Source organism: Nocardia vermiculata NBRC 100427, assembly GCF_001613265.1.
Classification (GTDB): Bacteria; Actinomycetota; Actinomycetes; order Mycobacteriales; family Mycobacteriaceae; genus Nocardia; species Nocardia vermiculata.
Map to the genome: position 1 here is coordinate 76,771 of NZ_BDCA01000013.1, position 25,493 is coordinate 102,263.

Here is a 25,493-nt window from a genome sequence, read left to right on the forward strand (position 1 = left end):
CTATGCGCATCGAACGAGACGCCACCTTCACCACCGCGGACGGGCAGACGCTGCGGGCCGACATCTACCGCCCCGGCACGTTGCCCGCACCGGTGATAGTGCAGCGCACTCCCTACACCAAGGACTGGCACACCGAGCTGGGCGAGCGCATCGCCGCGGCCGGGTATATCGGAATCATTCAGGACGTTCGTGGTCAAAATGCCTCGACCGGCGAGTGGGCGCCCTTCGTCCACGAGGCCGACGACGGTGCCGCCACAGTCGAGTGGGCGTCCCGGATCGACGGGGCCACCGGCGAGGTCGCGATGATCGGCAGCTCCTATGCCGGCACCTGCGCGCTGCAGGCGGCCGCCCGGCGACCGGAGTCACTCGTCGCCGTGGTCGCGGCCGAGACCCCGGCTGACTACTACGACCAGATGGTCTATCCCGGAGGGGCTTTCGCCCTCGCGTTCATCGAAACCTGGCTGACACGCAACATCGCCAATTCCGCCGCCGGGCGGCTGCCGGACGGAGACGAGATCCAGCAGGTGATGAACGACGTTTACACCGACGACATGGACAGCGCCTTCGGATTCGCCCCACCGGCCGCACTTCCGGCGCTGTTCCCGGACCGGGCGGACGTCGCACCGTATTTCGCGGACTGGCTGGGGCCCCAACGGCTCCGGACTCGGTACTGGGACGAGATCTCGCTGCGGCCGGTCCTGGCCGACATCGAGGTGCCGGTGCTCAACATCGGCGGGTGGTACGACATGTTCGTCTCCGGTACGACCGAGATCCACCGGCGGCTCACTGCCGCCGGTCGTGAATCGCACCTGTTGCTGGGCCCGTGGAGCCACAATATGTGGGGACGCTCCCTCAACAGCACCGACTTCGGTCCCGAGGCCGAATTCGACTACCCGGGCGAGGCGATCGCGTGGATCGACCGCTGTCTGGGTATCCGCCGCGGCGCCGCGGACGGTGGTTCGGACAGCGTGTTCCGGGGGTTCGAGTCGCCGGTGCGCTACTTCACCAGCGGCGACAACTCCTGGCATGTCACGAACCAGTGGCCTCCGGCCGACGCCGTCGCCACAGTCCTGCGACTCCGGGCCGACGGCGCTCTGGGGGAACAGCCAGGGGTGTCGGCGGAGGTGAGCTTCCTCTCCGACCCCGCCGACCCGGTCCCTGCCTACGGCGGGCACAGCTGCTGCTACCAACCACAGGCGCCGATGGGGCCGGTGGACCAACGCATCATCGAAGCCAGGAACGACGTCGTGTCGTTCACCATGGAAGCCTCGGACGAACCCCGGATCGTCGCCGGGCCGGTAGAGGTTGCCGTCACCATCACCGCGGATGTCGTCGACACCGATATCACTGCGGTGCTCACCGATGTCGGCCGAGACGGGACATCGGTCAATCTCACCGAGGGAGTGCTACGCGCCGGCCACCGACGCGGCAGTGCTGCACCGGTCGCACTGATCCCGGGGGAACCAGCGGACCTGCGGATCACGCTGCACCCGGTCGCGCATACCGTGCTGCCAGGCCACCGGCTGCGGCTCGATCTCGCGGGCAGCCTGTTCCCGACGTTCGAGCGCAACACCAACACCGGCCGGCAGGACATTCCCCTGTCCGAGGCGATGGTCGCGCACATCCGCGTGCATGTCGGTGGAGACAGCGGCTCGTCGCTGATCGTGCGGTGCCGGTAGTCAGTGTGCTCCACGCTTGAGTGCGCGGTTCATCGGCACGACCTCCTGCGAGACGACCCCGCAACCGGCCAGTTCGTCGTCGACGAACGTGACCACATCCTGATAGCGGGGGAGAACCACGTTGAGCGCGAGGCTGAACCGCCCCGAAGTCGCTGCGACGAACCGGCAGTACGGGTGCCGGCTGAGCTTGGCGGCCAGCCGGCCCAACTGCCCTGGGGCCATGGTGATCCAGATCATCGTGTCCACGCCGAGTCCCTGCACCGCGGGGTCGATCTCCACCTCGTAGTAGAGGGTTCCGGACTCGACGAGTCTGCGCGTGCGGCGTGCCACCGTCCCCGGGTCCACCCCTGCAGCCGTGGCGATCACACTGTTCGACCGGCGGCCGTCGATCCTGAGCTGAGCGATGATGGTCCGATCGAGGTCGTCGAGCCGGTACTTCGGCCATTCCACGGCGGCCTGCCCGTGCACGGTCCAGACCTTCAGCAACTGCATCGACTCGACACTGCGGACCTTCGGGTCGTCGGTGACACCTTTGAGAACCGGGTCACCGGGTCCTGGAGAGGCCACGAGGCCCCACACCACCTGATCGCCTGCCGTGGATGTCCGCACCCACCTCGATCGAGGTTGCCGGGCCAGGGCTCGGCTGAGTCTGCTCGCATGACCGGTGTCGCTCCACGTCCGGATCAACCAGCCGACTCCACCCTCGAACCCGGGCAGCGTCCTGGCCACGACGCGGACGAGACCGAGCTCCACCAGCCGCCGGTAGCGCCGCGCCACCGTGCGCTCACCGACATCCAGTCGCTCGGCGAGCGTCGCGTAGGTCGCCACCGGGTCACGGTCGAGTTCCTGGACCAGTCGCACATCGGCTTCGGTGATGGTAACCATCGTGCCGCTGCCGGTTACCACGTCGCGAAACCGAGCGGCACTCCGCAGTAGCGAGAGAACAGCTTCCTTCCGAGGCAGCAGGACATGTCGTCAAGATACTCGGCGGTGCGGCGGATACCTGCGCAGCCAGAACACGACCGTGGCGACGAGTGACCAGGCGATCAGTACCAGATAGGGAAAAATATGCTGGTGGCCGGAGAAGTACACGGCCGTGTGCTGGGCATTGACCGAGGCGCCCGGTGGGAGCCAGCGGCCGACCGTGCCGAGCACCGACGGTAACAACGGCCAGGACACCGCGCCCCCGGAGGAAGGGTTCCCCAGCAGCACCATCACGCCCCAGGTCGGGATCATCGCCCACCGCCCGAACAGCGCATCGAACATGGAAAAGATCATTCCCGAGGTGAACATCGTCAGCGCCAGAATGCCCCAGGACTGCGGAAACGGCAGCGACAGCGCCCCCAGCCACCAGTCGACGACCGCCGCGATCGCGAAGCCGCCGCAGAGCGAGTAGCAGACGGTGTACGCGATTCGCGGTATCGGCCCGAGTTGGCGCGCGTGCACGTTGAGCTGGATCGCGCCCACGAAACCGATGATCACCGCTGCCAGCGTGATGTAGAAGATCGCGAGTCCGCGCGGATCTCCTGGTTGTAATGGATTGACATCGGCCACGACGGTGGGTGTCGTCGTCGCACTCCCGCTCTGCGTCGCGGCGCGCGACAACACCTCGGCGACCGACGAACCGGAGGCGCCGGATACCTCGACCCGGACCTGCCCTGCCGTGCGCATGTCGAGAATTGCGTAGGCCCGTTGCGCCTGCAGCGCCTGATTCGCGGCATCGGAGGTTGCGTAGAAGGACGGGTGCAGCGAGCTGCCCAGCGCATCGTCCATGTGATCGAGGAACTGCTGATCGGTGTCGGACACCGCCGGGCTTGCACCGAGTACGGCAACGGGGATCCGATGGGGCGTCGGATTCGCGAGAATGTAGGTGTACGAACCGGCGAACAGGCCCGCTGCCGTCGCCAGGATGAATACCAGCACCGTCGCGGGCAGATACGGCGAATGCCGGAACCGATCCCACCGCGCTCGCCACCGATCATCGGCATCGGTTCCCTCGGTACGGGGCGCCCCTTCGGTCTCGCTGCCGGACATGCCGCCACCTTAGAAGCCCGCGAGCCGCTTATCCCGCAACTGTCGCCGGCGTCGCGGCCCGCGCGCCTTCGAGCGTCGCTCACTCACCGGCGCGCGTCCGGGACAGGTTCCAGCCGTTCCAGGTTTCGCCGTCGAGATCCTGCGCGATCCGCCGCCGGAGGTCGCTACGCATCGGTTCCGGAAGCCGGTCGAGGACCGGGATGATGTCGGCCGAGAGTCCCGCCAGGTAACGGGTGTCGAGTTCCTTGCCGTGCTGCAGACGGTCGATGTTCTTCGATGCGACCAGGGCTTCGGGGTTCGATGCGGCGAGGGTGAGCAGAGCGGCCACCGCGGTGGCGATGGTGGTGCGCGGCAGCCACGCTGTGTCCAGACGGAGGACGGCGGCGATCACCAGCAGATACACGACACCCAGCCAGAGCTCGCAGGTACCGACCAGCAGGCGCAGCACGGTGAATCCGTAAGCCTGCTGGTAGGTCCACATCCGGCCCAGCGCGGAGGCGATGATCACCAGCGTGAGCCCGCTGATCGTGCAGAGCAGCACGCGCAGCCAGAGACGGTCCGCGGCGGTATCCCTGGCGGCCCGGTGCAATACGGGGAGGATGACGGCGAGGGTGAGCAGCGTGACCGCGGCCAGTTGCCAGAACCCGCTGCGCGCGTAGTCGGCGTAGGTGAGGCCGGCGGTGCGTTGCACGTAGTCGTCCCCACCGAACAGCGCCACCAGCTGGGCGCCGACGAATGCTGCGAACAGCAATGTCAACGCGCCGACCGGGAGCGCCCATTCCAGCCGGGCCAGTGGGCGCTTCGCGGAGCCGTCCCGGTCGGCAGCCGGCGCCGGCGGTCCCGCCAGAACGTACAGGGTGGCCAGGGTTCCGATGCCGACGAGCGCGAACACCACGATCCAGCCGGTCACCGTGCCGCTGTCCATCGGCGGCACCAACTCGTCGACGACTGCGGCGAAGGTGGCGTCGGCACCGGCCAGCAGCGGTACGAACACCGCCAGCAGTGCCAGTGTGGCGGCCACGGAGACAGCGAGCCGCCATTGGCGTGTGCCGGCGCCGCCGCGTGTTCTGCTCTGCGCCGCGAACACCCAGGCCGGGACACCGACCGACGCCAGTGGGACCGCGATCGCGTCGTGCAGGATCCCGCGCGCCGACGGCCGGCTCACCACCGCGAGCGAGCCGCACACCGCGGCCGCGATCAGGCAGAGGACGAACAACCAGCCCGCTGCCCGGAAGGTGCCCACCGCCAGCAGTGCCAGTGCGGCGGCCGCCCACCAGCGACCGCGGTGGACCGCGCGTTCGGGAGCGGAGGTGTTGCGGCGCACGGCGCGGCGATGAACGGTGGCGACCGCAGCCGTGACGGCGAATCCCGCGAGCAGCCAGCCGATTCCGGGTCGATCGACGGGAACGGTCGCCGCGGCGACCACACCGGAGATTCCTGCTGCGGGCAGCGCACCCGCCGGATAGGCGACCAGGCGCCAGCGTGGCGGCGGGCTCGGAACCGGTGCGAGTGGTCCGGTGAAATGCTGCGCTCGGCCGGCGGGACCGTATGGCGGAGTCCCGCTGCCGGCCGAGAGCTGATCGCCGGTCGCGCGGCCGGCGCCGGAAACTCCGACCGGACTCCGGCTTCCGGGCGAGGCGGGTGCTTCGTTGCCCGCAGCCGTGGCCGCACCGTCGGCGGGTGCGGCACCGGGCGAGGCACCGACCAGCACCTCGACGGGTTCATCCCGGTCCGAGGCCGCCACGGGTTCCACCGCAGCGGTTGCCGGTACCGAGTCGGCCGGGAGCGCGCGCCCGGCCGAATCCACCGATTTCGACGATGTCGAGGGGCCGGCGGTGTCGTCCGGGGGAGTTGTTTCGGGCATGGGATATCGCTCCTGAGGGTGTGCGGGATCGGCCCGGGACCGAGTGGTCCGGGCGGGCGAGTTCGGGATGTCAGTGCCGGGGTGGTTCGGTGGCGGGAAGAACGACGCGGATGCGGGAGCCCGGGTCGGTGACCGCGATGGAGCCGCGGTGCAGATCGATCACCCAGCGGGCGATGGCCAGTCCGAGGCCGGTGCCGCCGCCGGATGTGGCGCCGCCGCGGGTGAAGCGGTCGAAGATGCGTTCGCGTTGCGCCGGAGGTATTCCGGGCCCGTCGTCGGCGACCTCGATGACGAGATCGCTGCCGGTGATGCAGGCGTGGAGGCGGACTTCACCGCCGGCGGGACCGTGCCGGGCGGCGTTGTCCAGCAGATTCAGCAGTACCTGGTGCAGGCGGGCGCGGTCGGCGAACACGGTCGCGGTGCCCGGGGCGACGGTGCTGTGGAAGCGGATGCCGCGGCCGAGGGATGCTGTCGTCACTTCGGCTTCGGCCACCACCGTCTCGAAAAGTGGTGCGATATCGAACTCTTCACGGTCCAAGGGAGTCGCCCCGGCCTCGATACTGGACAGCTCGAGTAGTTCGGAGACGAGGCGCCCGAGTCGCTCGGTCTGCGCGAGTGCGGTTTCCAGGGTTTTCGGATCGGGCTGCGACACGCCGTCGACCAGGTTCTCCAGCACCGCATGCAGGGCGGTGATCGGGGTACGCAACTCGTGGGAGACATTGGCGATCAGTTCGCGCCGCTGGCGGTCGGCGGCGGCGAGGTCGGTCGCCATCCGGTTGAATGCCTCGGCGAGCTGGCCGACCTCGTCGTGGGAGGAGGCGCGGACCCGGCTGGTGTAGTCACCGCGCGCCATCCGCGTCGCCGCGGCCGTCATCTCCCGCAGCGGCCGGGTGATGCCGTGCGCCAGGAATTGCGACGACACCAGAGCGATCAGTATCGCGGTCAGTGTCGTCATCGGCGGCAGCCAGCCGATGCGGTGGCTGAACCAGAGGAAGGCGAGACCACCCGAGAAGGTCATCAGGACGGCCAGTTTGAGTTTGATGAACCGAATCCGGTCCAGTGGCCGCGGAAGCCGGTCCGACACCCACGTCAGCGCGGCCGGAATTCTGCTGCCGGGGCGGCTGCCCGTGTCGATTCCGGTGTGCTCGCCCGATGCGGTGCCGGGCTGCAGGGAGGTCGGGGTCCTCATCGCGTCTCCAGCGCATAGCCCACACCGTGGACCGTCCGGATCAGGTCGGCGCCGAGCTTGCGGCGCAACGCCTTGATGTGACTGTCGACCGCGCGGGTCCCGGACGCGTCCGCCCAGTCCCAGACCTCCTCGAGAAGCCGTTCCCGGGCGAGTACGGCCCGCGGACGCCGGGCCAGCCGCGCCAGCAGATCGAATTCCAGCGGCGTGAGCTGCGCTTCGACCCCGCTGCGCCACACCCGGCGCTGATCGGCATCGATGCGCAGGTCGCCCACCACCGTGACGGTGCCGTGCCGGTCGCCGGCCCGCTCCACCCGGCGCAGCAACGCGTGCACGCGGGCGGTGAGGACCCGCATCGAGAACGGTTTCGTCAGATAGTCGTCGGCACCCACACCAAGGCCGACCAGCTGGTCTGTTTCGTCGGTCCGGGCGGTGAGCATCAGCACGGGCAGCGCCTGTCCGGCCTGGATCCGCCGGCACACCTCCAGCCCGTCAAAGCCGGGCAACATGATGTCGAGGACCACCAGATCCGGTTCGAACGTATCCGCCGCCGTGACCGCGGCCGGTCCGTCGTGGGCGGTGGCGACCGTGAACCCCTCGGCTCGCAGGCGTGCCGCCACCGAGTCCGCGATGGTGGGCTCGTCGTCCACCACCAGGATCCGGCGTGCGGCCGGTGCGCCCACCGGGGCGTTGTCTTCCATAGTCCGGGAGCCTAACCATCCCGTGTGGAGAGAAGCGGGGCCAGTTGTGGAGATTCTGTGTGCACACGCCACGGCTACCGGCATGGACACAATCCGGCCGAGTAATGCCGGACAGTGTTCTGTTTGTGCGACCGTGGAACCGGACACCCGGCAGACAAGGCAATGCACGTGATCATCCCAACGAGGAGGAGCGTCATGACCACACGTGGGTACGAACCCCAGTTCAGGGCGGCAGCGGGCGTGGCCCCCGGCGGACTGGCCAAACGCGCCTTGGCGCGATTCATCGACTGGATCATCGCGGGCATCGTCGGCGCGATCCTGTTCTGGCTGTTGCCCGCGAGTACGCCCGATTGGGTATCGGTGCTGCCCGGCGCCGGATTCGCATTCCTGTACTTCCTCTGCTTCGAGGTCAGCACCGGATCCACCCCGGGCAAGAAGATCCTCGGCTTGCACGTGCGGGGTGCGGGGAACTCGGATAAGCCGAACCTCAAGGACTCCGCGCTGCGGAATGCGTACATGCTGCTGAATCTGATTCCGTGGATCGGCGGCTTGCTCTGGCTCATCGCCGCGATCGCGATCGCTGTCACGATCGGTTCGAGCCCGACGAAGCAGGGGTGGCACGACCGATTCGCCGATGGCACCCAGGTGGTCGAGGTCTGAACCGGGTCAGTGCAGGAAACCGGCCAGGTGGTCGAGTTGTCGCATGACGTCCGCCGGATCCTCGTGATCGGTGAGCTCGAACAGCACCCGGTCGACCCCGGCCGCCTCGTATTCGGTCAGCTGGTGCGGATCCGCGCCGTAGAGCGTGACCGGCACGGGGCGGTCGGCACGCTGTCGTAGTTCCGTGATCCGCGAGTGCAACACGTCGATCGGGTACAGCGGCAGGGGGATCCAGCCGTCCCCGTGGTCGAGGACCCTGTCGAGCACCTTCGGTCCCACCCCGCCGATCAGGATCGGGAGTGGCCGGGCGGGCTTGGGCCGGCACCAGATCGGATCGAAATCGACGAACTCGCCATGGAACTCCGGTTCCTCCTCGGTCCAGATGGTGCGCACCGCGTCGATATGTTCGAGCATCCGTGCCAGCGGGCGGGTCGGGTCGACGCCGTGATTGGCCATTTCCTCGGCGTTCCAGCCCGGGCCGACGCCCAGCTCGAACCTGCCGTCGGACAACAGGTCCACACCGGCGGCCTGCTTGGCGAGGTTGATCGGATGATGCTGGTTGATCAGCGCCACCGCGGTACCCAGTGTGATCCGGTGCGTGCCGGTCGCGATCGCAGCCAGCGCGGTGAACGGGTCGAGAGTGTGTGAGTAGTGCCGCGGCAACGGGAGTGGTTCGGTCGCGCCGACCGGAAACGGGGTGAGCCGGCTGACCGGGATGTGGGTGTGTTCGGTGAGGAAGAGCGCGTCGAAGCCACGTTCTTCCACGGCCTGTCCGAGCGGTACCGGTGCGATGCCGTAATCGGTCAGGAAGGTGACGATTCCGATGTTCATGCCATCACCGTAACCTAAATGTCAGTCGACTGACATTTATCTGGACGATGCCGCCACACAGGGTGATAGCGTGACGGAGTGGCGGAAATCGGAATCGAAAGTGCACGAGCCGACGCCCAGCACAACCGTCGTGCCATCCTCGTCGCTGCGCGCGAGGCGGCTCGTGGTGACGGTGAGATCTGGCTCGACCGGATCGCGCAATCCGCCGGGGTGAGCGCGCGCACGCTCTACCGGCATTTCCCCACCAAAGACGACCTGATCGCCGGGGTCCTCGAGGACTATTTCGCCGAGCACGTGGAGCAGATCCACCGACGTGCCGAGGCGGAAACCGATGCCCGGCGGGCGCTGGAAACCGTGCTGGCAAGTGCCGTCGGCGCATTCGCCGAGTACCCGGGAATCCTCGCACTGGTCAACAGGAATGCGCGGGCCGGCGAGATCGCGGGTCGGTACCTCCGGTCGTTCGGCGAGGTGCTGTCGCGCGCACAGCAGGTCGGTGCGGTGCGTGCCGACCTACAGCTCGACGAACTCCCGTGCCTGGTCACCATGCTCGTGGCTGTCGCGGGCACCACCGGTGAGCGCTGGACCCGCTACCTCGAGCTGCTGCTCGACGGTCTGTCCCCGGTGGCCGCCCGGGCGCCGCTACCGGACAGCGGTGTGGCCCACGGGCATCCAGTGCAGCCGAGCAACTGAGCCGGCTCGTCAATACCAGCCGTACGGTGCGCGAGACCCCCCGAGCACTTCGGGCAGCACCGCAGGCCGCATTCCCAGCGGCCGATCCGGCACGGAACGCGCGGAGCTCGAGCCGTTGGATTCAGCCCGGAATATGTTGGAGCAGAGCGTTTTCCCGGTCGTCCGGGGTGCGGCGGGGGCAACTCGAGCATTTGTTGCTCCTGCCGGTGACGTAGAGCAGGCAACACGAGCTGCGCCGGACGAACCGCCGGCTCCCCGCGGCCCCGGTGACGTCGATATAGCGCGGCGGCAGCAGGGGAGGTGCGCACAATGCGGCGGCGAGGGCGCACCCTTGCTCGAGTCGGCCCAGCTCGCGGCCGATACCCAGCGCACGGTTGGCAATCGAATCCGAGGCGATCGCCCACAGAGCACGGGGTGTGGCGCCGCAGACTCGCGCGAGCGGATCGATGATCGACGCGCAGGCGTCACGCAGGGCCGGCGCGAATTCCGCGTCTGCTGCCAGCAACCTATCCGATCGAGCGGCAGCGAGATACCCGTAGTCGCGCAGCCCGATTCGCAACCGTCCGGGAGCCGGATCGGGCGCGCGGCCGAATCCGAGCAGCATCGCCAGCGGGCCCGCGACGAGCGTGGAACTGGCCGAGTACCACCACAGTGTGCCGTTGACGCGTGCGTCGCCGCATGCCCATCGCCCGCCGGTATCGGTGACCCGGTCGGCGAGCCAGACAGGATCGGTCAGCAGTTCGCCCGGCATGTCGGTGGATTCCAGGGCGACGGTGGGCGCGAAATCGCCGAGCGCGGCAGCGGCGGCGGTGTAGGCGGCGGTGAGTGTGTCAGTCATCGGTGAGTCCGTAGATGTCGAGGGTACGGGTGGTGCCGTGGCCCGGCCGGACTGCGCCACGTACACCGAAGATCTGTTCCAGCACCGTGGGGTCGAGTACTTGCTCGGGCGGTCCCACCGCGACGACAGCTCCGTCCTGCAGTACGGCCAGGGCATCGCAGTATTCGGTGGCCAGGCGTAGATCGTGCAGGGTGATCAGGACGGCGAGTCCGTCGGCGGCGAACGTGCGCAGCAGGGTGAGAATCGACAACTGCTGATGCAGATCCAGATGATTGGTCGGTTCGTCGAGCAACAGCACCTCGGGTTCCTGTGCGAGGGCGCGCGCGAGTGAGACCCGCTGGCGCTCCCCGCCGGACAGGGCCGCGACGTCGCGGTCGGCGAGCGCGGTGAGTCCCACTTGCCGCATTACTCGCTCCACCGTGGCGGCGTCGTCGGAGTTCAGCGGTTGGAGCCAGCCACGGCGCGCGGTCCGACCCAGCCGCACCGATTCGCGGACGGTGACGCCCGCGAGCGCGACCGGCTCCTGAACACTCACTCCGATCGTGCGGGCCAGGTGACGCCTGCGCAGGCCGGTGATATCTGCACCGTCCAGTGCGATCACGCCCGCACTCGCGGGTAGAGCGCGGTAGCAGGTACGCAGCAGGGTTGTCTTACCGCTGCCGTTCGGGCCGACCAGTGCCAGCACCTGTCCGGGCGCTACTTCCAGGTCCGCGCCGTGCAGCACGAGTCGGCCACCGAGCCGCACCTGTACCGCGGCGGCGGTCACTTTCGCCATCAGCGCACCATCCCGTAACGGCGCCAGAGCATGACGAGGAAGACAGGCCCGCCGAGCAGTCCGGTAACCACCCCGACCGGCAGCTCCGTGCTGTGGCTGACCGAGCGGGCCAGCATATCCGCGAGAACCAGCGACAGCGCGCCGAGTGCGGCCGAGGTAGGCAGCAGCCGCACGGAGCTGCGCCCGGCCAGATATCCGGCCAGATGCGGGATGAGCAGGCCGACGAATCCGATCGCGCCCGATACCGCCACCGCGCCTGCGGTCAGCAGTGAGACCGCGAGCAACAGCAGCACGCGAAACCGGGGGACGTTCATTCCGAGTGCGGTAGCCCCGTCGTCGCCGGTGAGTAACAGATCCAAGCGTCGGTGGCAGCCGAGTACGGCAAGTCCGACTCCGGCGAACACCACGGTCGGTGCCCACAGCACGGTCCAGCCGGCATCCCCGAAACCGCCGGCCAGCCAGCGCATCACCGTGCCCAACTCGTGGTCGTCGCCGAGCACCAGCAGGACGAAGGTGACCAGGGCAGAGAACGCCATGGTCATCGCCGCTCCGACCAGGACTACCGCCGTTGCATCGTGGGCGCGATGTGCTACGACGATGGTGCCCGCCAGCGGGAGCAGCGCACCGAGGAACGCCGCGACCGGAAGTGTGAACGCGCCCCACATTCCGGCGCCTACACCGAACACCGTCACCACCACGACACCGAACCCGGCACCGGAGGAGACTCCCAACAGGTAGGGGTCGGCGAGCGGGTTGCGGGTGACCGCCTGCGCCACCCCTCCGGCCACGGCCAGTGACGCTCCCACCACCGCGGCGGTCAATGCCCGCGGCAACCGTGACTCGACGACGATCGCTTCCCGCGCCTCACTCCACCACGGCGCGAACAGCTCCGGGACGACACGGTGCACGACGATCGCCCAGACGTCGCCGAGCGGAATCGATACCGTGCCCACAGATACGGCGGCGGCAACCGCCATCGCCAGCGCAGCCAGCAGCGGCACCAGGATCAGCAGCAACGGGCGGCGCCCACGTGAAGCCGCTTCGGTGCTGCCGGGAGTGGCGGCACCTTCGTCCACAACGGCGTTCACGAGGCTATCCCTCGAACGCGCGCGGATGCAGTGCGCGAGCAATCGTCTCGGCGGAGGAGACCATCCGGGAGCTTTCGAAGAAGTCGGAGAGCGGGACGATGACGAACCGGTTGTCGCGCACCGCCGGCGTGGTCGCCATGATCGGCTGGTGCTTCAGGTACGCGATCTTGTCCGCGACGCTGGTCTCGCCGTAGTCCAGCACCACGATCGCTTCCGGCGCACGCTCGCCCACCGTTTCCCAACTCGTATCGAAGTACGGCTTGCGCCCCTCCGGTGTGAGGTTCTCGGCCCCGGCGTACTGCGCGATCAGGTGGCCCACGCCGACCCCACCGACGGTCATCGGCTGCGCTTGCCCACTGTCGTAGAAAAAGGTCGGCACCGGTGCGGCCTCGGCGAGACGGGCGCGCACCGCGTCCAGTCCGCCGGTGATGCGGTCGGCGAGAGCGGCCGCTCGGTCCTCGACACCCAGGATCTGCCCGAGCTGAGCGAAATCGTTGTCCAGTACTGCGATGTCGGAGAAACCGGCGCCGCAGTACTCGGAGAACAGGAAGGTGTGGATGCCGGCCTGCTCGAGTGCATCCCGACTGCGACCGTCCTTGCTCTCGAACGCGCTGCGCATGCCGCCCACCACCAGATCCGGTTCCAGGTCCACGATGTGTTCGGCGCTGGGATACTCGGCGGCCAGTGACGGGATCTTGCGGAACTGTGCCGCCACCTCCGGCAGCACCTCGTCCTGCTCTCCGTAGCCCATGCCGACAATCCGATCGCCCGCGCCCAGCTGGATCAGGGTCTCGGTGACGTGATCGTTCATCGACACGATGCGCTGTGGCGGGGCATCGTAGGTCGCGGTGCGGTCGCAGTTGGTGATCGTGACGGGGGCGTCGAAGGGGATTGCGGCGGCGGCATCCTCGAGCGTGGCACCGCGGGAACAGCCCGCGAGCACGGCCACGACGGTGGCGAAGACGACCGCGCCGACGGCGCAGCGGGGGTGGCGGCGAGACATGAGGCGACCTCGACGTTCTACTCGGGTGGAGCAACACGCAGACCGCCCGCGGGGAGCTACCGCCCACACCGCCTTGCCGGACTCCGTCTCGCAGTCCACGGCGATGCACGGGTAGTCGCGAACAGCCGAGCAGGTGATCGGGCTTGCCGTCGGTCGACGGCTTACCGTTGCGGGTCAGCGCCGGAATTGCACCGGACTTCTCCCACTCGGAAGTCAGCAAAACTTCGAATCATTATGCACGCTCGCCGATGAGCAGACGAACCGGGCGTTTGTGGATCCTGATCGAAGCCGCACCGGTCGGTGCTGCGGCATGTGCAGACGGAGCTCGGACGCCGCAGCTTCGCGACTGGAAGGGCTCAGAGCTGGGCCAGGCGCGGCGCGCCGTGGTGTGTTCGCACCCACGTCCCCGCTTCGCGAGTGAGCTCGGTGGTGCTACCCAGCAACCCGTCGAGTACCAGGACACGACGGGCGTGGCGGTGGAAGTCGTGTTCGGCGGTGAAGCCGATACCGCCCAGAATCTGCTGGCAGTGGCGTGCGGTGATGCGGGCGGCCTGCCCGGCGGCCGCCTTGGCGAGCAACGCGCCGAGATCGGTGTCGGCGACCGACAGGGTGGCCTCGGCGCCCTCGATGGCCACCAGCGTTTCGGCCAGGCGGTGGCGCACGGCCTGATGGGCGGCGAGTGGCCGGCCGAACTGGACGCGGTCGAGAGCGTGGCGGCGGGCCAGGGCGAGCATGGTGCGACTGCTGCCCACCAGCCACCAGGACAGGGCGCGTCGGCCTGCGGCAAGGGGGAGCGTCTCACCGGCGGGAACCGTGTGCAGGGGCAGTTCGGGGTCGAGCGCGTCCGCGGTCGTTCGGCCCTCGAACGACGGCTGATCCGCGCGCACCGAGTCGTGGTCTTCGGGAGCCGTCGGGGACAGGTCCTCAGCTCGTGCCCAGCGCACCCACCGCCCGCCCGCAGCGGGCAGGGCCACCGTGGCGGGCAGCTCCCGGCCCGCGGCGTGGGCGACGACGTCGTTGAGGATCGGTGCGTGCGCGCCGGTCTCACCCAGGAGCCGGAACACCAGGGGGACGGCGAGATCCGGCGATTCGGTGAGCAGGTCGAGCCAGCCGAATTCACGCAGGGCGGTGTCCAGCGTCGTACCGGTGCACGCTGTCATGGTGGCGCGCAGGCTTTCGCTCAGCAGAGCTGTCTCATCGACGTCCATGGTCATCCGTTCCGAATCCGGTGCCGGGCAGGTGAATAGCGCGTTGGGTTCGGGTGGTGGTGCCGGGCCGCCCTGAGCAGGCACGGTGCGGAGGCGATCCGGGCACATTCACTCCTTGCCCAGGTCGAGTAGTCGGCGGGCGACGATATTGCGCTGGATCTCGGCGGTGCCACCGTAGATGGTCGCGGCGCGGGAGTACAGGAACTCGGTGCGCCATTCCTCGTCGTCGAATTCCATGGTTCCGGGCAGCAGATCCCGTGCGGTGTCGAACAATTGCTGTTCGGCGGTGGCCAGCAGGATCTTGTCGATCGAGGTCTCCGGGCCGAGTCGTTCACCGTCGGCAAGGCGCTGCTGGGTGCGGTGGGATCGGCAGCGCACCGTATGCAATGCGAGGTAGGCGGCGCCCAGCGCGGCGTCGTCGTGCACCGGAGTTTCGGCGGTCAGTGCGTCGAGGCGGGTGAACAAATAGGCGATGCGGTGCCAGAAGCAGGTGGAACGCTCGTGCGGGAGCAGATCCATCGCAACCCTCCACCCGTCGCCGGTTGCGCCCAGCATCCGCGCGTCCGGCACCACCACGTCGTCGAAGTAGACCTCGGCGAATTCGTCGACGCCGTGGATGGTGCGCAGGGGCCGCACGGTGATGCCGGGGGAGTTCATATCGACGAAGAACGCGGTGATGCCGTCGTGTCCGGGGGCGGTGCGGGTCAGCAGGACACATCGCTGCGAGTACTGGGCCAGGCTCGTCCACACCTTCTGCCCGCTGATCACCCAATTATCCCCGTCGGCAACGGCTTTGGTGCTCAGCGAAGCCAGATCGCTGCCGGAGCCCGGCTCGGAGAAACCCTGGCACCACTGTTCGCGCCCGGACAGCAGGGCCGGGACCATCTCGGCGGCCAGCTCCGGGCGGGCATAGGAGATCATGGTCGGCGCCAGTACCTCGACCATCGAGTAGATGCCCGGCTCGGCGAGCCCGCGGGTGGCGACTTCTTCACCCAGCACGGCCCGCAACGCTGCCGGGCCGCCCAGGCCGCCGACCTCTTCTGGCCACCCGTACCGCATCCAGCCGGCGTCGTAGAGGGCGCGACGCACCCGGCCGAGCTGCGCTACCTGCTCGTCCAGCGTGCGAGCGCCGTTCGGCGACAAGTCGTTCTCGCCGAACCACTCGCGCACCCCGTCCCGGAACGTCGCGATATCCATAACTGCAGTTCCCATCCTGGAAGGTGTGACGACACGGCGCGCCGGCCTGCGAACCCAGCGGTCTCTCGGGCGGAACGACGGTGTCCGCTCTCCTCGGAGTGCGGAACCACAGGCGATCCGTTGCCGCCGTTCGGTCCGCGCCCTGGGCCGTTCTAGCGTGCCGCCGGGCGGTCGAAGGCGTGCGGGATCCCCGAATCGTGGTCTCCGCTGCGGCGGATGAAGGTCATCTTCCGGGTGCGCAGCCGCCAGCCGTCGTCGGTGCGCAGATAGGTGTCGGTGTAGTAGCCGATCCGCATATCGTGGGTGCTGTGCTCGACGAAACACAGCGGCTGGGTGCCGGTGGCAGTATCGCCGTCGATGTCGAGAACCGGTGTGCCGGTGAGGAACAGCCCCTTCGGTGCAGCCGCGACCAGTTCCGGGAAGATATCGAGGGTGTAGGTGTCGCCGAAGGCGCTGTAGGTGCCGTCGGGGGTGAACACCTGTACCAGGCCGTCGATATCGCCCTGGGTGATGGTGACCGCGTAACGGGCCAGTAGTTGCTGGATATCGAGCAGGTCGTCATTTCTGGACATAAACCTTGCCGCCTTTCATCACGAAGCGCACGTCCCGGGTCACGGTGATGTCGTCGACGGGATTGCCCGGTACCCCGATGATGTCGGCGAGCAGGCCCTCGGCGATGCGGCCGCGATCGTCGGCATCGATGAGCTCGGCCGCGTTGACGGTGCCGGCGCGCAGCACATCCAGCGCGGGGATCCCGCGCTCCACCAGTGCTACCAGTTCATCGGCGTTGCGGCCGTGCGGAATGGCGGGGGCGTCGGTGCCGACCGCGATACGCACACCGGCGTCGTAGGCCGCCTTCACCGAGGTGCGTGCCTTCGGGAACATCTCGGCCGCTTTGGCTTTCAATGCGGGGTCAGCCTTGGAGATGTCCATGGCGTCGGCGAGGCGGGTGGTGGGCACCATCCAGGTGCGGGCTTCGACCATCTTCGCGATGGTCTCGTCGTCGATGAGGAACCCGTGTTCGATGCAGTCGATCCCGGCGTCGATGGCGTGGCGTACCGCCTCCGCGCCGTGGGTGTGCGCGGCGACCTTGAGACCACGCCGATGCGCCTCGTCGACGATCGCACGCAGCTCCTCATCCGAATAATGTTGTGCGCCCGGTGCTCCCGTGAGTGACATGACACCGCCGGAGACGCAGATCTTGATCAGTTGAGCGCCGTGCTTGATCTGGTACCGCACCGCCTTACGGACCTCGTCGACCCCGTTCGCGATGCCCTCCTCGAGCGTCAGCTTCAGCACATCGGGGGCGAAGGCGGAGAACATGGTCGGATCGAGATGGCCGCCGGTGGGGGTGATGGCGTGTCCGGCCGGCACGATCCGCGGACCGTCGATCCAGTTGGCATCGATCGCCTTACCCAACGCCACGTCGAGCAGGTATCCGCCGGTCTTCACGAACAGACCCAGATTGCGCACGGTGGTGAATCCAGCGCGCAGGGTGCGGCGGGCATTACCGACCGCCCGCAGCACCCGTGTCGCCGGATCGTCGGTGACACTGGAGGACAGCCCGGTTTCCCCGCGCCCGCCCATCAGGAGGTTGACCTCCATATCCATCAGGCCGGGCAGCAGCACCAGATCACCGAGATCGACGATCTCGTCCTCGTCGTGGACCGCGCCGCCGACGGCGACGATCGTGTCCCCGTCGACGCGTACCACTCCCGGCCGGACGATCTCACCGGTGTCGACATCGAGTACTCCGGCAGCCCGCAGTGTCAGCATCGTCTACACCACCGTTTCCTTGACGCAATCGAGGTAGGCGGCACCGGAGTCCGGCACCCGCGGCTGTTTCCACACCTCGACGGGAAATGACACCATGATCAGGGATTGCATCAGGTGCGTGAGATGACGGGCATCGTCGGGCATCTCGTCGAGGGGGAATTTGTCGAGGTAGGTCATCGCTTCCTCGAGCCGGGGGAATGCGGCGTCGTAGAGGGCCTGCATTTCCGGCATGGTGGAAGCGAGTCGCTTGCTGTAGCGTTCCGGCTCGGTCGCGAGAATCCAATCGGAAAACGTGGCGAGATCGGCGAAATCGGCCGGCAGTTGTTTGACTTGGGTATCAGGCGTTGGCATTGCGGTACTCCTGGACTTTGTGCTGGGCCACATGATGCAGGTGGCGCAACAGGACTTCCTGATCGTTGAGGGGGAATTCCTTGACGAATCCCGTTTCGAGCATCGTCTGGGTTGCTTCGAGGGTGTTGGCGTCCTGCAGCGCGTACTCCTTGAACGTCACCGTCAGCAACTCGTGCCGCAGCCGATCCCGCGCGGTTTTCGGAGGCGCCAGATACAGATTCGCCTCGAAGATGTGGGTGCGCACCGAGGTCGGCCACCAGGTGTAGGTGAGGTACCAGCCCGGCTGCCAGATCAGGATCGCGAAATTCGGGAACACATCGAATTCGTCCACACCCCATGCCTTGTGTCCCGACGGGTTGATGCCGGGCGGCAGGGTGTCCAGACCCTCGATATCGGGCCGATCCCAGGGACCGAACAGGCCGCTGCGCAGCACCCGCTCGATCGGCTTGACCATATTGAGGTCCTTCGGCGGTGCCATCCCGCCCCACGACGACACCATCGAATGCGGTGTGTCGACCTCGTAGTGCAGGGCTTCGAATCCGACGTCGGCGAGTTTGCTCGCCTCGTCCTTGACCGCCTGCTTCATGTGCAGAATCGGCGCGTGATAGAACTCGGCGAAGGCGTCGATGAACAGTTTCCAGTTGCTGCCGACCTCGGCCTTGTAGGTGTAGACCTCGGAGAACTCGTCGAACGGGTAGCCTTCCATGCCCTTGACCAGCGGGCCGAGATAATCGTTCAGCGGCTGCGCGTCGGGATCGAGATTGACGAAGATGAACCCTTCCCAGATCTCGCACCGCACCCCGGCGAGGCCGTACTCGCTCTTGTCGAGGCCGAAGAATTCCTTCTCCTGCTGCACGAAGGTGCATTCACCGTCGAGGCTGTAGCGCCAGGCGTGGTATTTGCAGGTGAATTGGCGGCAGGTGCCGGAGGTTTCCTCCTGCGGGAAATCGTCCCACACCAGTTTGTTGCCGCGGTGGCGGCAGATGTTGTGAAATGCGCGGATCACGTCGTCGGTACCGCGGACGATGATCAGCGAGGTGCCGACGCACGCCAGTTCCTTGGTGAAATAGCTGCCCTTGCGCGGCAGCAGGCCGTCGCGACCGACACACAACCAGCTGGTGCGGAAGATGGCGTTGCGCTCGTCCTCGTAGAACTGCGGATCGGTGGAATCGGTGTAGTCGACGGTGCCGGTGCCCAATTCGGGGTAGTGTTCGGTCCAGCTGCCGGCTGCTGGTTTATTGAAGTGCGACAAGGTTTTTACCTCTCGTGATCGGGCTGGATGCCGAAAGTGTTGAAGGCCTTGGCGATCATGGCGTAGCCGCCGATGGTGAAGACCAGATCCATACGCTGACGCTCGTCGAGATATTCGGCGAGAGATTCCCAGGTGGAGTCGGACAGCTGCGACTTCTCGTCGAGCTCGTCGACCGCGCCGAGCAGCAGGCGGTCGAAGTCCCCGGTGAGTTCACCGCGTCGGATGCCGTCGATATCGGCGGCGGTGATACCTGCGTCGCCGAGGCCGGTGGAGTCGGTGATCGCCACGTGGTGGGCCCATTCGTAGGCGCATTGATGGCGGTGGGCGATACGCAGGATGGTTATCTCGCGCACGCGCGGCGGCAGCGTGGAGCGGAAAAGCAGATAGACGCCGAATCCGAGGTATGCCTCGGCCAGATCCGGGTGCCGGGCCAGAACCGACATCGCGGGTCCCGCGTGCTCGGGATTGCGCCGCCATCGTGGCAGCAGCGCGGCCAGGGCGCCGCGGGTCCGATCGTTCCATTGATCGGCCGGCAGTGGCGGCAGGCGCATCGCTTCCTCCTCTCATTCAGGAGAATGACGTTCTCCTCAACGGGTCAATAGATTTTCACGAGAGGGGTGTGCTCGTCAACGTTCCGGCCCAACTGATGTAAAACCCCTGGTCGAGGCGCCTCGGATCGGTGTGGTGAATCGGGGTGCCGGCGCGCGGTGGAGTGTGGTCGGCCGCTGCAGTGCCGGTGAGTGTCGCGGTCGCGTACCGCGCGCGAGCCGGAATCAGAAGGTTGATTCTCCAAATATGAGAAGATAGTTTTCTACTGCGCACAGTCCAGACAGAGGAGCCGACCATGACAGCCCTGCGTCCCGGTGAACAGCTCGCCAGCACCGTCTGTGGAACCAAGGTGGTGGTGGTGCGCGCGCCCGCTGCCGCCACGCCCGTATTGACCTGCGGTGGAAGCCCTCTGGTGCCCGCTGCCACGGCGACTCCCGTCGCCCCCGCCGGTGGCGAGCCGGCCACCCTCATCGGCAAGCGTTACGTCGACGCCGCCGACACCGTCGAACTGCTCTGCACCAGTTCCGGTTCGGGAGAACTGAGCTGCGACGGCACGCCGATGACGATCAAGGCCGCCAAAGCGCTGCCGGCCTCGGACTGAATCGAATCCACGAGCGGAGAGCAGGTGTGAGTGTGAGCGCCGGAATGTCGTTCGAGCCGACCGAGGATCAGCAACTGATCCGCGCCGGGGTGGCCGAACTGTGCCGCAAGTTCGACGATCGCTACTGGATGGAGAAGGATCAGGCCCACGAATTCCCCGCCGAGTTCTATGCCGCGATCGCGGGCGGAGGGTGGCTCGGCATCACCATTCCGGAACAGTACGGCGGACACGGCCTCGGACTCACCGAAGCCACCATCCTCGCCGAAGAAGTGGCGCGCTCGGGCGGTGGGATGAACGCCGCGACCGCCATCCATCTGTCGATCTTCGGCATGCAGCCGGTGGTGAAATACGGCTCCGAGGAACTCAAACAGCGCACCCTGCCCCGCGTGGCCACCGGTGACCTGCATGTCTGCTTCGGAGTAACCGAACCGGGCGCGGGCCTGGACACCAGCCGGATCAGCACCTTCGCCCGGCGCGACGGTGACGACTACGTGGTGAACGGCCGCAAGGTGTGGATCTCCAAAGCCCTGGAGTCGGAGAAGATTCTGCTGCTGACCCGCACACAGAGCTACGACGACGTCACCCGCAAGACCGATGGGATGACACTGTTCCTCACCGATATCGACCGCGCACACATCGATATCCGCCCGATCGCCAAGATGGGACGCAATGCCGTCACCTCCAACGAGGTCTTCATCGACGATCTACGGATCCCGGTGCAGGACCGGGTCGGCGAGGAGGGGCAGGGGTTTCGCTACCTGCTCGACGGACTGAACCCCGAGCGGATGCTCATCGCCGCCGAAGCACTGGGCCTGGGCCGGGTGGCACTGGACCGGGCGGTGAAATATGCCAATGAGCGGGTGGTGTTCGACCGTCCGATCGGCATGAATCAGGGCATCCAGTTCCCGCTCGCGGATTCGCTGGCCCATCTGGACGCCGCCGAGTTGGTGCTGCGCAAGGCGACGTGGCTCTACGACCACGGCAAGCCGTGCGGACGGGAGGCCAACACCGCCAAATACTTGTGCGCGGATGCCGGTTTCACCGCAGCGGACCGTGCCATGCAGACCCACGGCGGGATGGGCTACGCCGAGGAATATCACGTCACCCGCTACTTCCGTGAATCGCGCGTCATGCGCATCGCGCCCGTCAGCCAGGAAATGATCTTGAACTACCTGGGTTCGCACACACTGGGATTGCCGAGGAGCTACTGATGCCGCAACAGGCACTTTTCGATCTGACCGGCCGCGCGGCCATGGTCACCGGCGCCGCGGGCGGTATCGGGTCCGCGGTCGCGCAGGCACTGGCCACCGCCGGCGCCGCGGTTCTGGTCACCGATATCGATCCGGGCGCCGCGAAGGCCGTCGCGGACAAGATCGCCGGTGCGGGCGGTCGGGCGGAAAGTTGCGGTCTGGACGTATCCGACCGGGCCGCAGCCGATTCCGCCGCAGCACAGGCCGCGGCGCTGGCCGATGGCACCTTGCACATCGTGGTGAACAACGCCGGCGTGACCGACCCCGCGATGTTCTCCAAGACCACCGTCGAGTCGATGCGCCGCCTCTACGACATCCACACCCTCGGCACGTTCAATTGCGCCCAGGCGGCACTGTCGTACCTACCGACCGACGGCACCGGGCGCATCATCAACGTCACCTCCTCGGCCGGGCTCACCGGAACTCTCGGGCAGGTGAACTATTCGGCCGCCAAGGCCGCGATCGTCGGTGTCACCAAATCGCTGGCGCGGGAGCTGGCGCGCAAGAACATTCTGGTCAACGCGCTCGCTCCACTGGCAGCCACCCCCATGACGACCACGATCCGCACCGACGAGAAGTTCGCCGCGCAGATGCTCAACCGGATCCCGTTGCGCCGCTGGGCCGAACCGGACGAGGTGGCGGGGGCGTTCGTCTTCCTCGCCTCGGATGCGGCCTCGTTCGTCACCGGTCAGGTACTGCCGGTGGACGGCGGCATGGTGATGTGATGATCATCGATCCCCGGACCGCGGGGCCGCTCGCCGGGGTGACGGTGGTCGCCCTCGAGCAGGCGGTATCCGCACCGATGTGCACCCGCACCCTCGCCGATTTCGGGGCGCGGGTGATCAAGGTCGAAAATCCCGACGGCGGCGACTTCGCCCGCTACTACGACGATGTGGTCGACGGCCAGGCGGCGCATTTCGTCTGGGTGAACCGCGGGAAGGAATCGGTCACCCTGAACCTGAAAACCGGTGCCGGCACCGAACTTCTGCACCGCCTACTCGATCGCGCCGACGTGCTGGTCTCCAATCTGGCACCGGGAGCGATCGACCGGCTGGGACTGTCCGCGACCGAACTCGGGCGGCAGCATCCGGATCTGATCTCGCTGTCCATCGACGGCTTCGGCGCGGGCGGGCCGTTGTCGCACAAGCGTGCCTACGATCTGCTCGTCCAGGCCGAATCCGGGGTGTGCTCGGTGACCGGCACCGCGGACGCGCCCGCGAAACCGGGCCCCCCGGTCGCCGATGTGACGACCGGGCTGTACTCGGCGCTGTCGATCGTGGCCACCCTGTGCGGACGGCTGCGCCGCGGCCCGGGACCCGGCACGGCGATCGCGGTGAGCCTGTTCGACACCATGGCCGAAATGATGGGGTACCACCTCACCTACGCCCGGCACAGCGGTGTGGATCAGCTGCCGCTGGGAATGAGCTCACCCGCGGTCGCACCCTACGGGGCCTACCCGACCTCCGATGGGCAGACCGTCGTGCTCGGCACCACCAACGACCGGGAATGGCAGCGACTCGCGCTCGAGATCCTGGACCGGCCCGATCTGGCCGGCAACGAGCGCTTCCGCAGCAACCCGGGCCGCGTCGCGCACCGGGCAGAACTCGACGCGGCCATCGGAACCTGGTGTGCGCAACACGATCTCGCCGCGATCCAGACTGCCGCCGACGCCGCAGGGATCGGAAACGCCCGCTACAACCGGCCCAGCGAGGTGCTGGCCCACCCGCAGTTGGCCGAGCGGGACCGGTGGCGCGGCATCGACACGCCGTCCGGCCCGATCCCGTCGCTGCTGCCGCCCGCGGTGATCGAGGGCTATCACCCGCCGATGGGTGCGGTGCCCGGCCTGGGCGAACACACCGACGCGATTCTCGGTGAAATCGGCTGCACCGAAACGGAAATCGCTCAGTGGCGCCTGGACGGCGTAGTCGGGGGCAGGTACAGCGCCGTCAGGGATGCTCATGTCGGCTGAGGTCGCGGCCGAGCATCGCGTGCTGCTGTGTGACGACCGTGCCGGTGTGCGGACGCTGACCTTGAATCGTCCCCATCACAAGAACGCGATCGATGCCGAGCTGTGGGCCCGGTTGCAAGAGGTGCTGCGCGACACCGCATGCGACCGTAGCGTCCGAGCCGTGGTCGTCACCGGCGCGAGCGGTGATTTCTGTTCCGGCGCCGATATCTCGGTGCCGGACAATACGCATCCGACCTATCGGATGCGGGCGCTGACCGAGGTCGCCTTGGCACTGCACGAGTTGCCGATGCCGACTGTGGCCAAGGTGCGGGGCGCGGCGGTCGGCGCCGGCTGGAACCTGGCACTGGGCTGCGATTTCGTGGTCGCTACCCCACAGGCGCGATTCTCCCAGATCTTCACTCGCCGCGGGCTCTCGCCGGATCTGGGGGGAACGTGGCTGCTGCCCAAGATCGTGGGTCTGCAACAGGCCAAACGTCTGGCGTTGCTGGGCGATACCCTCGACGGTGAACAAGCGCAGCAGCTCAACCTGGTCACCTGGCTGTCGGCGGAATCGGAGATCGACAGCTTCGTCGAGGAGCTGGCCGCACGCCTGGCCGCGGGCCCACCGGTAGCGCTCGCGCAGACCAAGGCGCTGCTCAACGAAGGCGCCGATCGCACTCTGCGCGAAGCGCTCGCCGGCGAGGCGCGGGCCCAGGGCATCAATTTCGCCACCGCCGATGCGCCGGAAGCGTTCGCCGCCTTCGCCGAGAAACGCCGACCACGGTTCACCGGCCGTTGGACGGTGATCCGGCCGCCGCTGCGCACCGCGAACCAACCCGACAACGAAGGTCGAACAGATGCGTGAAGTAGTGATCGCCGCCGCGATACGGACCCCGATCGGCAAACGTAACGGCAGCCTCGCCGGCACCCACCCCGCGGACCTGTCCGCGCTGGTTCTGGACGCGCTGATACAGCGGACCGGACTGGATCCGGCCGTGGTCGACGATGTGGTCTGGGGATGCGTGTCCCAGGTCGGCGACCAGTCGTCCAATATCGCCCGCTATGCGGTCCTGGCCGCCGGTTGGCCGGAATCGGTGCCCGGGACCACCGTGAACCGCGCCTGCGGATCCAGTCAGCAGGCCGTCGACTTCGCTGCCGCGGTGGTGGGGTCGGGACTGCAGGATGTCGTCGTCGCCGGTGGGGTCGAGGTGATGAGCCGGGTGCCGCTGGGCGCGGCCCGCACGACCGGCATGCCCTACGGACCGAAAGCCCTGGCCCGCTATGCGGATTTCTCGTTCAACCAGGGCACCTCCGCGGAGCTGATTTCCGAGAAGTGGGGCTTCTCGCGCGGTCTGCTCGACGAATACTCGGCCCGGTCACACGCGCTGGCCGCCGCGGCGGTCGATCGCGGCGCCTTCGCCGAGCAGATCGTCGAGGTCCCGGTCGAATCGACCGTGTTCACCGCGGACGAGGGGATCCGCCGGGGCACCACGGTGCAGACCCTCGCCGGGCTGAAGCCCGCCTTCCGCACGGACGGGGTAATCCACGCCGGCAATTCGTCTCAGATCTCCGACGGCGCCGCCGCGGTCGTCGTGACCACCGCGGACAAGGCGCGTGAGCTGGGCCTGACCCCATTGGTGCGCTACCGCGGCGGCGCGGTGACCGGCGCGGACCCGGTACTGATGCTCACCGGGCCGATTCCGGCGACGGAGAAGGTGCTGCGCACCAGCGGTCTCGCGCTCTCCGATATCGGCGTGTTCGAAGTGAACGAAGCCTTCGCGCCGGTACCGCTGGCCTGGCTGGCCGAAACCGGTGCCGATCCGGCACTGGTCAACCCGCTCGGCGGTGCGATCGCGCTCGGACATCCGCTCGGTGCCTCCGGTGCGGTACTGCTGACCCGGATGATTCATCACATGCGCGACAACGGTATTCGCTACGGCCTGCAAACCATGTGCGAGGGCGGCGGTACCGCCAACGCGACCGTTGTCGAACTGCTGAGCCGATCGTAAGGA

Annotated in this window: 26 protein-coding genes and 1 riboswitch; of the genes, 9 read left to right on the forward strand and 17 right to left on the reverse strand. The window is 67.6% G+C overall.

Translation table 11 applies throughout. The features are described from left to right. Positions 1 to 2 precede the first annotated feature (2 nt). Complete coding sequence (locus tag NV2_RS15000; RefSeq protein ID WP_067873696.1) at positions 3 to 1,679, forward strand: CocE/NonD family hydrolase; 1,677 nt, start codon at positions 3 to 5, stop codon at positions 1,677 to 1,679. Here the strand turns inward: NV2_RS15000 and NV2_RS15005 are convergent, their stop codons facing one another. The 5 genes from NV2_RS15005 to NV2_RS15025 form a co-directional block, all read right to left on the reverse strand. Continuing rightward, positions 1,680 to 2,564 (reverse strand): AsnC family transcriptional regulator, encoded by an 885-nt coding sequence (locus tag NV2_RS15005; protein WP_067873699.1) that lies wholly within the window; start codon positions 2,562 to 2,564, stop codon positions 1,680 to 1,682. It abuts the gene before it with no gap. 90 nt (positions 2,565 to 2,654) lie between these two features. After that, on the reverse strand, positions 2,655 to 3,713 hold the full coding sequence (locus tag NV2_RS15010) for a hypothetical protein (RefSeq protein WP_067873702.1): 1,059 nt from the start codon (positions 3,711 to 3,713) through the stop codon (positions 2,655 to 2,657). 79 nt (positions 3,714 to 3,792) lie between these two features. Continuing rightward, positions 3,793 to 5,577 carry a DUF4153 domain-containing protein gene (locus NV2_RS15015; protein ID WP_084474739.1) on the reverse strand — a complete coding sequence of 595 codons (1,785 nt, stop codon included), beginning with the start codon at positions 5,575 to 5,577 and terminating at the stop codon, positions 3,793 to 3,795. A gap of 70 nt (positions 5,578 to 5,647) precedes the next feature. Beyond that, on the reverse strand, positions 5,648 to 6,670 hold the full coding sequence (locus NV2_RS15020; RefSeq protein WP_210749228.1) for a HAMP domain-containing sensor histidine kinase: 1,023 nt from the start codon (positions 6,668 to 6,670) through the stop codon (positions 5,648 to 5,650). Between the two features lie 92 nt (positions 6,671 to 6,762). Next, entirely contained in the window at positions 6,763 to 7,464 is a 702-nt protein-coding gene (locus NV2_RS15025; RefSeq protein ID WP_067873705.1) for a response regulator transcription factor, read from the reverse strand. A 195-nt stretch (positions 7,465 to 7,659) separates the two neighbouring features. Here NV2_RS15025 and NV2_RS15030 point away from each other — a divergent pair, with 195 nt between their 5' ends. Continuing rightward, the gene (locus tag NV2_RS15030) at positions 7,660 to 8,124 is read left to right on the forward strand and encodes an RDD family protein (RefSeq protein WP_084474745.1); all 465 of its coding nucleotides are present in this window, start codon (positions 7,660 to 7,662) and stop codon (positions 8,122 to 8,124) included. 6 nt (positions 8,125 to 8,130) lie between these two features. Here NV2_RS15030 and NV2_RS15035 read toward each other — a convergent pair whose 3' ends face one another. Continuing rightward, a complete protein-coding gene (locus tag NV2_RS15035) occupies positions 8,131 to 8,955 on the reverse strand; it encodes an LLM class F420-dependent oxidoreductase (protein ID WP_067873711.1) in 825 nt (274 codons plus the stop codon). A 78-nt stretch (positions 8,956 to 9,033) separates the two neighbouring features. On the opposite strand from NV2_RS15035, the gene NV2_RS15040 reads away from it, so the two are divergent. After that, positions 9,034 to 9,645 carry a TetR/AcrR family transcriptional regulator gene (locus NV2_RS15040; protein ID WP_067873714.1) on the forward strand — a complete coding sequence of 204 codons (612 nt, stop codon included), beginning with the start codon at positions 9,034 to 9,036 and terminating at the stop codon, positions 9,643 to 9,645. Between the two features lie 121 nt (positions 9,646 to 9,766). Here NV2_RS15040 and NV2_RS15045 read toward each other — a convergent pair whose 3' ends face one another. The 11 genes from NV2_RS15045 to NV2_RS15095 form a co-directional block, all read right to left on the reverse strand. Further along, positions 9,767 to 10,483 carry a hypothetical protein gene (locus NV2_RS15045; protein WP_210749194.1) on the reverse strand — a complete coding sequence of 239 codons (717 nt, stop codon included), beginning with the start codon at positions 10,481 to 10,483 and terminating at the stop codon, positions 9,767 to 9,769. Then, positions 10,476 to 11,258, reverse strand: a complete 783-nt coding sequence (locus NV2_RS15050) for an ABC transporter ATP-binding protein (RefSeq protein WP_067873718.1) — start codon at positions 11,256 to 11,258, stop codon at positions 10,476 to 10,478. The genes NV2_RS15045 and NV2_RS15050 overlap by 8 nt, the downstream gene beginning before the upstream one ends. Beyond that, a complete protein-coding gene (locus NV2_RS15055; protein ID WP_373863567.1) occupies positions 11,258 to 12,346 on the reverse strand; it encodes a FecCD family ABC transporter permease in 1,089 nt (362 codons plus the stop codon). Before NV2_RS15055 ends, NV2_RS15050 begins: the two co-directional genes overlap by 1 nt. A gap of 4 nt (positions 12,347 to 12,350) precedes the next feature. Continuing rightward, entirely contained in the window at positions 12,351 to 13,349 is a 999-nt protein-coding gene (locus NV2_RS15060) for an ABC transporter substrate-binding protein (RefSeq protein ID WP_067873724.1), read from the reverse strand. 111 nt (positions 13,350 to 13,460) lie between these two features. Next, a riboswitch (cobalamin riboswitch) is annotated at positions 13,461 to 13,574 on the reverse strand. Positions 13,575 to 13,705: 131 nt separating this feature from the next. Next, positions 13,706 to 14,563: an acyl-CoA dehydrogenase family protein gene (locus NV2_RS15065; protein WP_210749193.1), complete on the reverse strand. Its 858-nt coding sequence runs from the start codon at positions 14,561 to 14,563 to the stop codon at positions 13,706 to 13,708. A gap of 102 nt (positions 14,564 to 14,665) precedes the next feature. Continuing rightward, the gene (locus tag NV2_RS15070; RefSeq protein ID WP_067873726.1) at positions 14,666 to 15,754 is read right to left on the reverse strand and encodes an acyl-CoA dehydrogenase family protein; all 1,089 of its coding nucleotides are present in this window, start codon (positions 15,752 to 15,754) and stop codon (positions 14,666 to 14,668) included. A 152-nt stretch (positions 15,755 to 15,906) separates the two neighbouring features. Continuing rightward, complete coding sequence (locus tag NV2_RS15075) at positions 15,907 to 16,326, reverse strand: nuclear transport factor 2 family protein (RefSeq protein ID WP_067873729.1); 420 nt, start codon at positions 16,324 to 16,326, stop codon at positions 15,907 to 15,909. After that, positions 16,313 to 17,530, reverse strand: a complete 1,218-nt coding sequence (locus tag NV2_RS15080; RefSeq protein ID WP_067873731.1) for a metal-dependent hydrolase family protein — start codon at positions 17,528 to 17,530, stop codon at positions 16,313 to 16,315. Before NV2_RS15080 ends, NV2_RS15075 begins: the two co-directional genes overlap by 14 nt. Positions 17,531 to 17,533: 3 nt before the next feature. Further along, positions 17,534 to 17,881 (reverse strand): hypothetical protein, encoded by a 348-nt coding sequence (locus NV2_RS15085; RefSeq protein ID WP_067873734.1) that lies wholly within the window; start codon positions 17,879 to 17,881, stop codon positions 17,534 to 17,536. Continuing rightward, positions 17,868 to 19,133 carry an aromatic ring-hydroxylating oxygenase subunit alpha gene (locus NV2_RS15090; RefSeq protein ID WP_067873737.1) on the reverse strand — a complete coding sequence of 422 codons (1,266 nt, stop codon included), beginning with the start codon at positions 19,131 to 19,133 and terminating at the stop codon, positions 17,868 to 17,870. The genes NV2_RS15085 and NV2_RS15090 overlap by 14 nt, the downstream gene beginning before the upstream one ends. Positions 19,134 to 19,138: 5 nt before the next feature. Next, the gene (locus NV2_RS15095) at positions 19,139 to 19,684 is read right to left on the reverse strand and encodes a carboxymuconolactone decarboxylase family protein (RefSeq protein WP_067873739.1); all 546 of its coding nucleotides are present in this window, start codon (positions 19,682 to 19,684) and stop codon (positions 19,139 to 19,141) included. Positions 19,685 to 19,977: 293 nt separating this feature from the next. Between NV2_RS15095 and NV2_RS15100 the strand changes: the two genes are divergently transcribed. Genes NV2_RS15100 through NV2_RS15125 form a run of 6 tightly spaced genes read left to right on the forward strand, consistent with a single transcriptional unit; the run spans position 19,978 to position 25,490 of the window. Then, positions 19,978 to 20,283 carry a hypothetical protein gene (locus NV2_RS15100; protein WP_067873742.1) on the forward strand — a complete coding sequence of 102 codons (306 nt, stop codon included), beginning with the start codon at positions 19,978 to 19,980 and terminating at the stop codon, positions 20,281 to 20,283. 44 nt (positions 20,284 to 20,327) lie between these two features. Next, complete coding sequence (locus tag NV2_RS15105) at positions 20,328 to 21,494, forward strand: acyl-CoA dehydrogenase family protein (protein WP_067873995.1); 1,167 nt, start codon at positions 20,328 to 20,330, stop codon at positions 21,492 to 21,494. Continuing rightward, positions 21,494 to 22,258: an SDR family NAD(P)-dependent oxidoreductase gene (locus NV2_RS15110; RefSeq protein WP_067873745.1), complete on the forward strand. Its 765-nt coding sequence runs from the start codon at positions 21,494 to 21,496 to the stop codon at positions 22,256 to 22,258. Before NV2_RS15105 ends, NV2_RS15110 begins: the two co-directional genes overlap by 1 nt. Continuing rightward, a complete protein-coding gene (locus NV2_RS15115; protein WP_067873999.1) occupies positions 22,258 to 23,502 on the forward strand; it encodes a CaiB/BaiF CoA transferase family protein in 1,245 nt (414 codons plus the stop codon). The genes NV2_RS15110 and NV2_RS15115 overlap by 1 nt, the downstream gene beginning before the upstream one ends. Beyond that, a complete protein-coding gene (locus NV2_RS15120) occupies positions 23,492 to 24,346 on the forward strand; it encodes an enoyl-CoA hydratase/isomerase family protein (RefSeq protein ID WP_067874002.1) in 855 nt (284 codons plus the stop codon). The genes NV2_RS15115 and NV2_RS15120 overlap by 11 nt, the downstream gene beginning before the upstream one ends. Then, the gene (locus tag NV2_RS15125) at positions 24,339 to 25,490 is read left to right on the forward strand and encodes a thiolase family protein (RefSeq protein ID WP_067873748.1); all 1,152 of its coding nucleotides are present in this window, start codon (positions 24,339 to 24,341) and stop codon (positions 25,488 to 25,490) included. The genes NV2_RS15120 and NV2_RS15125 overlap by 8 nt, the downstream gene beginning before the upstream one ends. The last annotated feature ends 3 nt before the right edge of the window (positions 25,491 to 25,493 follow it).

What these genes read in the sequence shown, in the direction of transcription:
- NV2_RS15010 (WP_067873702.1), bottom strand. Translation starts at nt 3,713, where the DNA reads ATGTCCGGCAGCGAGACCGAAGGGGCGCCCCGTACCGAGGGAACCGAT.
- NV2_RS15045 (WP_210749194.1), bottom strand. Translation starts at nt 10,483, where the DNA reads ATGACTGACACACTCACCGCCGCCTACACCGCCGCCGCTGCCGCGCTC.
- NV2_RS15015 (WP_084474739.1), bottom strand. Translation starts at nt 5,577, where the DNA reads ATGCCCGAAACAACTCCCCCGGACGACACCGCCGGCCCCTCGACATCG.
- NV2_RS15075 (WP_067873729.1), bottom strand. Translation starts at nt 16,326, where the DNA reads ATGTCCAGAAATGACGACCTGCTCGATATCCAGCAACTACTGGCCCGT.
- NV2_RS15080 (WP_067873731.1), bottom strand. Translation starts at nt 17,530, where the DNA reads ATGCTGACACTGCGGGCTGCCGGAGTACTCGATGTCGACACCGGTGAG.
- NV2_RS15115 (WP_067873999.1), top strand. Translation starts at nt 22,258, where the DNA reads ATGATCATCGATCCCCGGACCGCGGGGCCGCTCGCCGGGGTGACGGTG.
- NV2_RS15005 (WP_067873699.1), bottom strand. Translation starts at nt 2,564, where the DNA reads ATGGTTACCATCACCGAAGCCGATGTGCGACTGGTCCAGGAACTCGAC.
- NV2_RS15105 (WP_067873995.1), top strand. Translation starts at nt 20,328, where the DNA reads ATGTCGTTCGAGCCGACCGAGGATCAGCAACTGATCCGCGCCGGGGTG.
- NV2_RS15065 (WP_210749193.1), bottom strand. Translation starts at nt 14,563, where the DNA reads ATGACCATGGACGTCGATGAGACAGCTCTGCTGAGCGAAAGCCTGCGC.
- NV2_RS15095 (WP_067873739.1), bottom strand. Translation starts at nt 19,684, where the DNA reads ATGCGCCTGCCGCCACTGCCGGCCGATCAATGGAACGATCGGACCCGC.
- NV2_RS15100 (WP_067873742.1), top strand. Translation starts at nt 19,978, where the DNA reads ATGACAGCCCTGCGTCCCGGTGAACAGCTCGCCAGCACCGTCTGTGGA.
- NV2_RS15050 (WP_067873718.1), bottom strand. Translation starts at nt 11,258, where the DNA reads ATGGCGAAAGTGACCGCCGCCGCGGTACAGGTGCGGCTCGGTGGCCGA.
- NV2_RS15030 (WP_084474745.1), top strand. Translation starts at nt 7,660, where the DNA reads ATGACCACACGTGGGTACGAACCCCAGTTCAGGGCGGCAGCGGGCGTG.
- NV2_RS15070 (WP_067873726.1), bottom strand. Translation starts at nt 15,754, where the DNA reads ATGGATATCGCGACGTTCCGGGACGGGGTGCGCGAGTGGTTCGGCGAG.
- NV2_RS15125 (WP_067873748.1), top strand. Translation starts at nt 24,339, where the DNA reads ATGCGTGAAGTAGTGATCGCCGCCGCGATACGGACCCCGATCGGCAAA.
- NV2_RS15060 (WP_067873724.1), bottom strand. Translation starts at nt 13,349, where the DNA reads ATGTCTCGCCGCCACCCCCGCTGCGCCGTCGGCGCGGTCGTCTTCGCC.
- NV2_RS15025 (WP_067873705.1), bottom strand. Translation starts at nt 7,464, where the DNA reads ATGGAAGACAACGCCCCGGTGGGCGCACCGGCCGCACGCCGGATCCTG.
- NV2_RS15000 (WP_067873696.1), top strand. Translation starts at nt 3, where the DNA reads ATGCGCATCGAACGAGACGCCACCTTCACCACCGCGGACGGGCAGACG.
- NV2_RS15085 (WP_067873734.1), bottom strand. Translation starts at nt 17,881, where the DNA reads ATGCCAACGCCTGATACCCAAGTCAAACAACTGCCGGCCGATTTCGCC.
- NV2_RS15110 (WP_067873745.1), top strand. Translation starts at nt 21,494, where the DNA reads ATGCCGCAACAGGCACTTTTCGATCTGACCGGCCGCGCGGCCATGGTC.
- NV2_RS15120 (WP_067874002.1), top strand. Translation starts at nt 23,492, where the DNA reads ATGTCGGCTGAGGTCGCGGCCGAGCATCGCGTGCTGCTGTGTGACGAC.
- NV2_RS15035 (WP_067873711.1), bottom strand. Translation starts at nt 8,955, where the DNA reads ATGAACATCGGAATCGTCACCTTCCTGACCGATTACGGCATCGCACCG.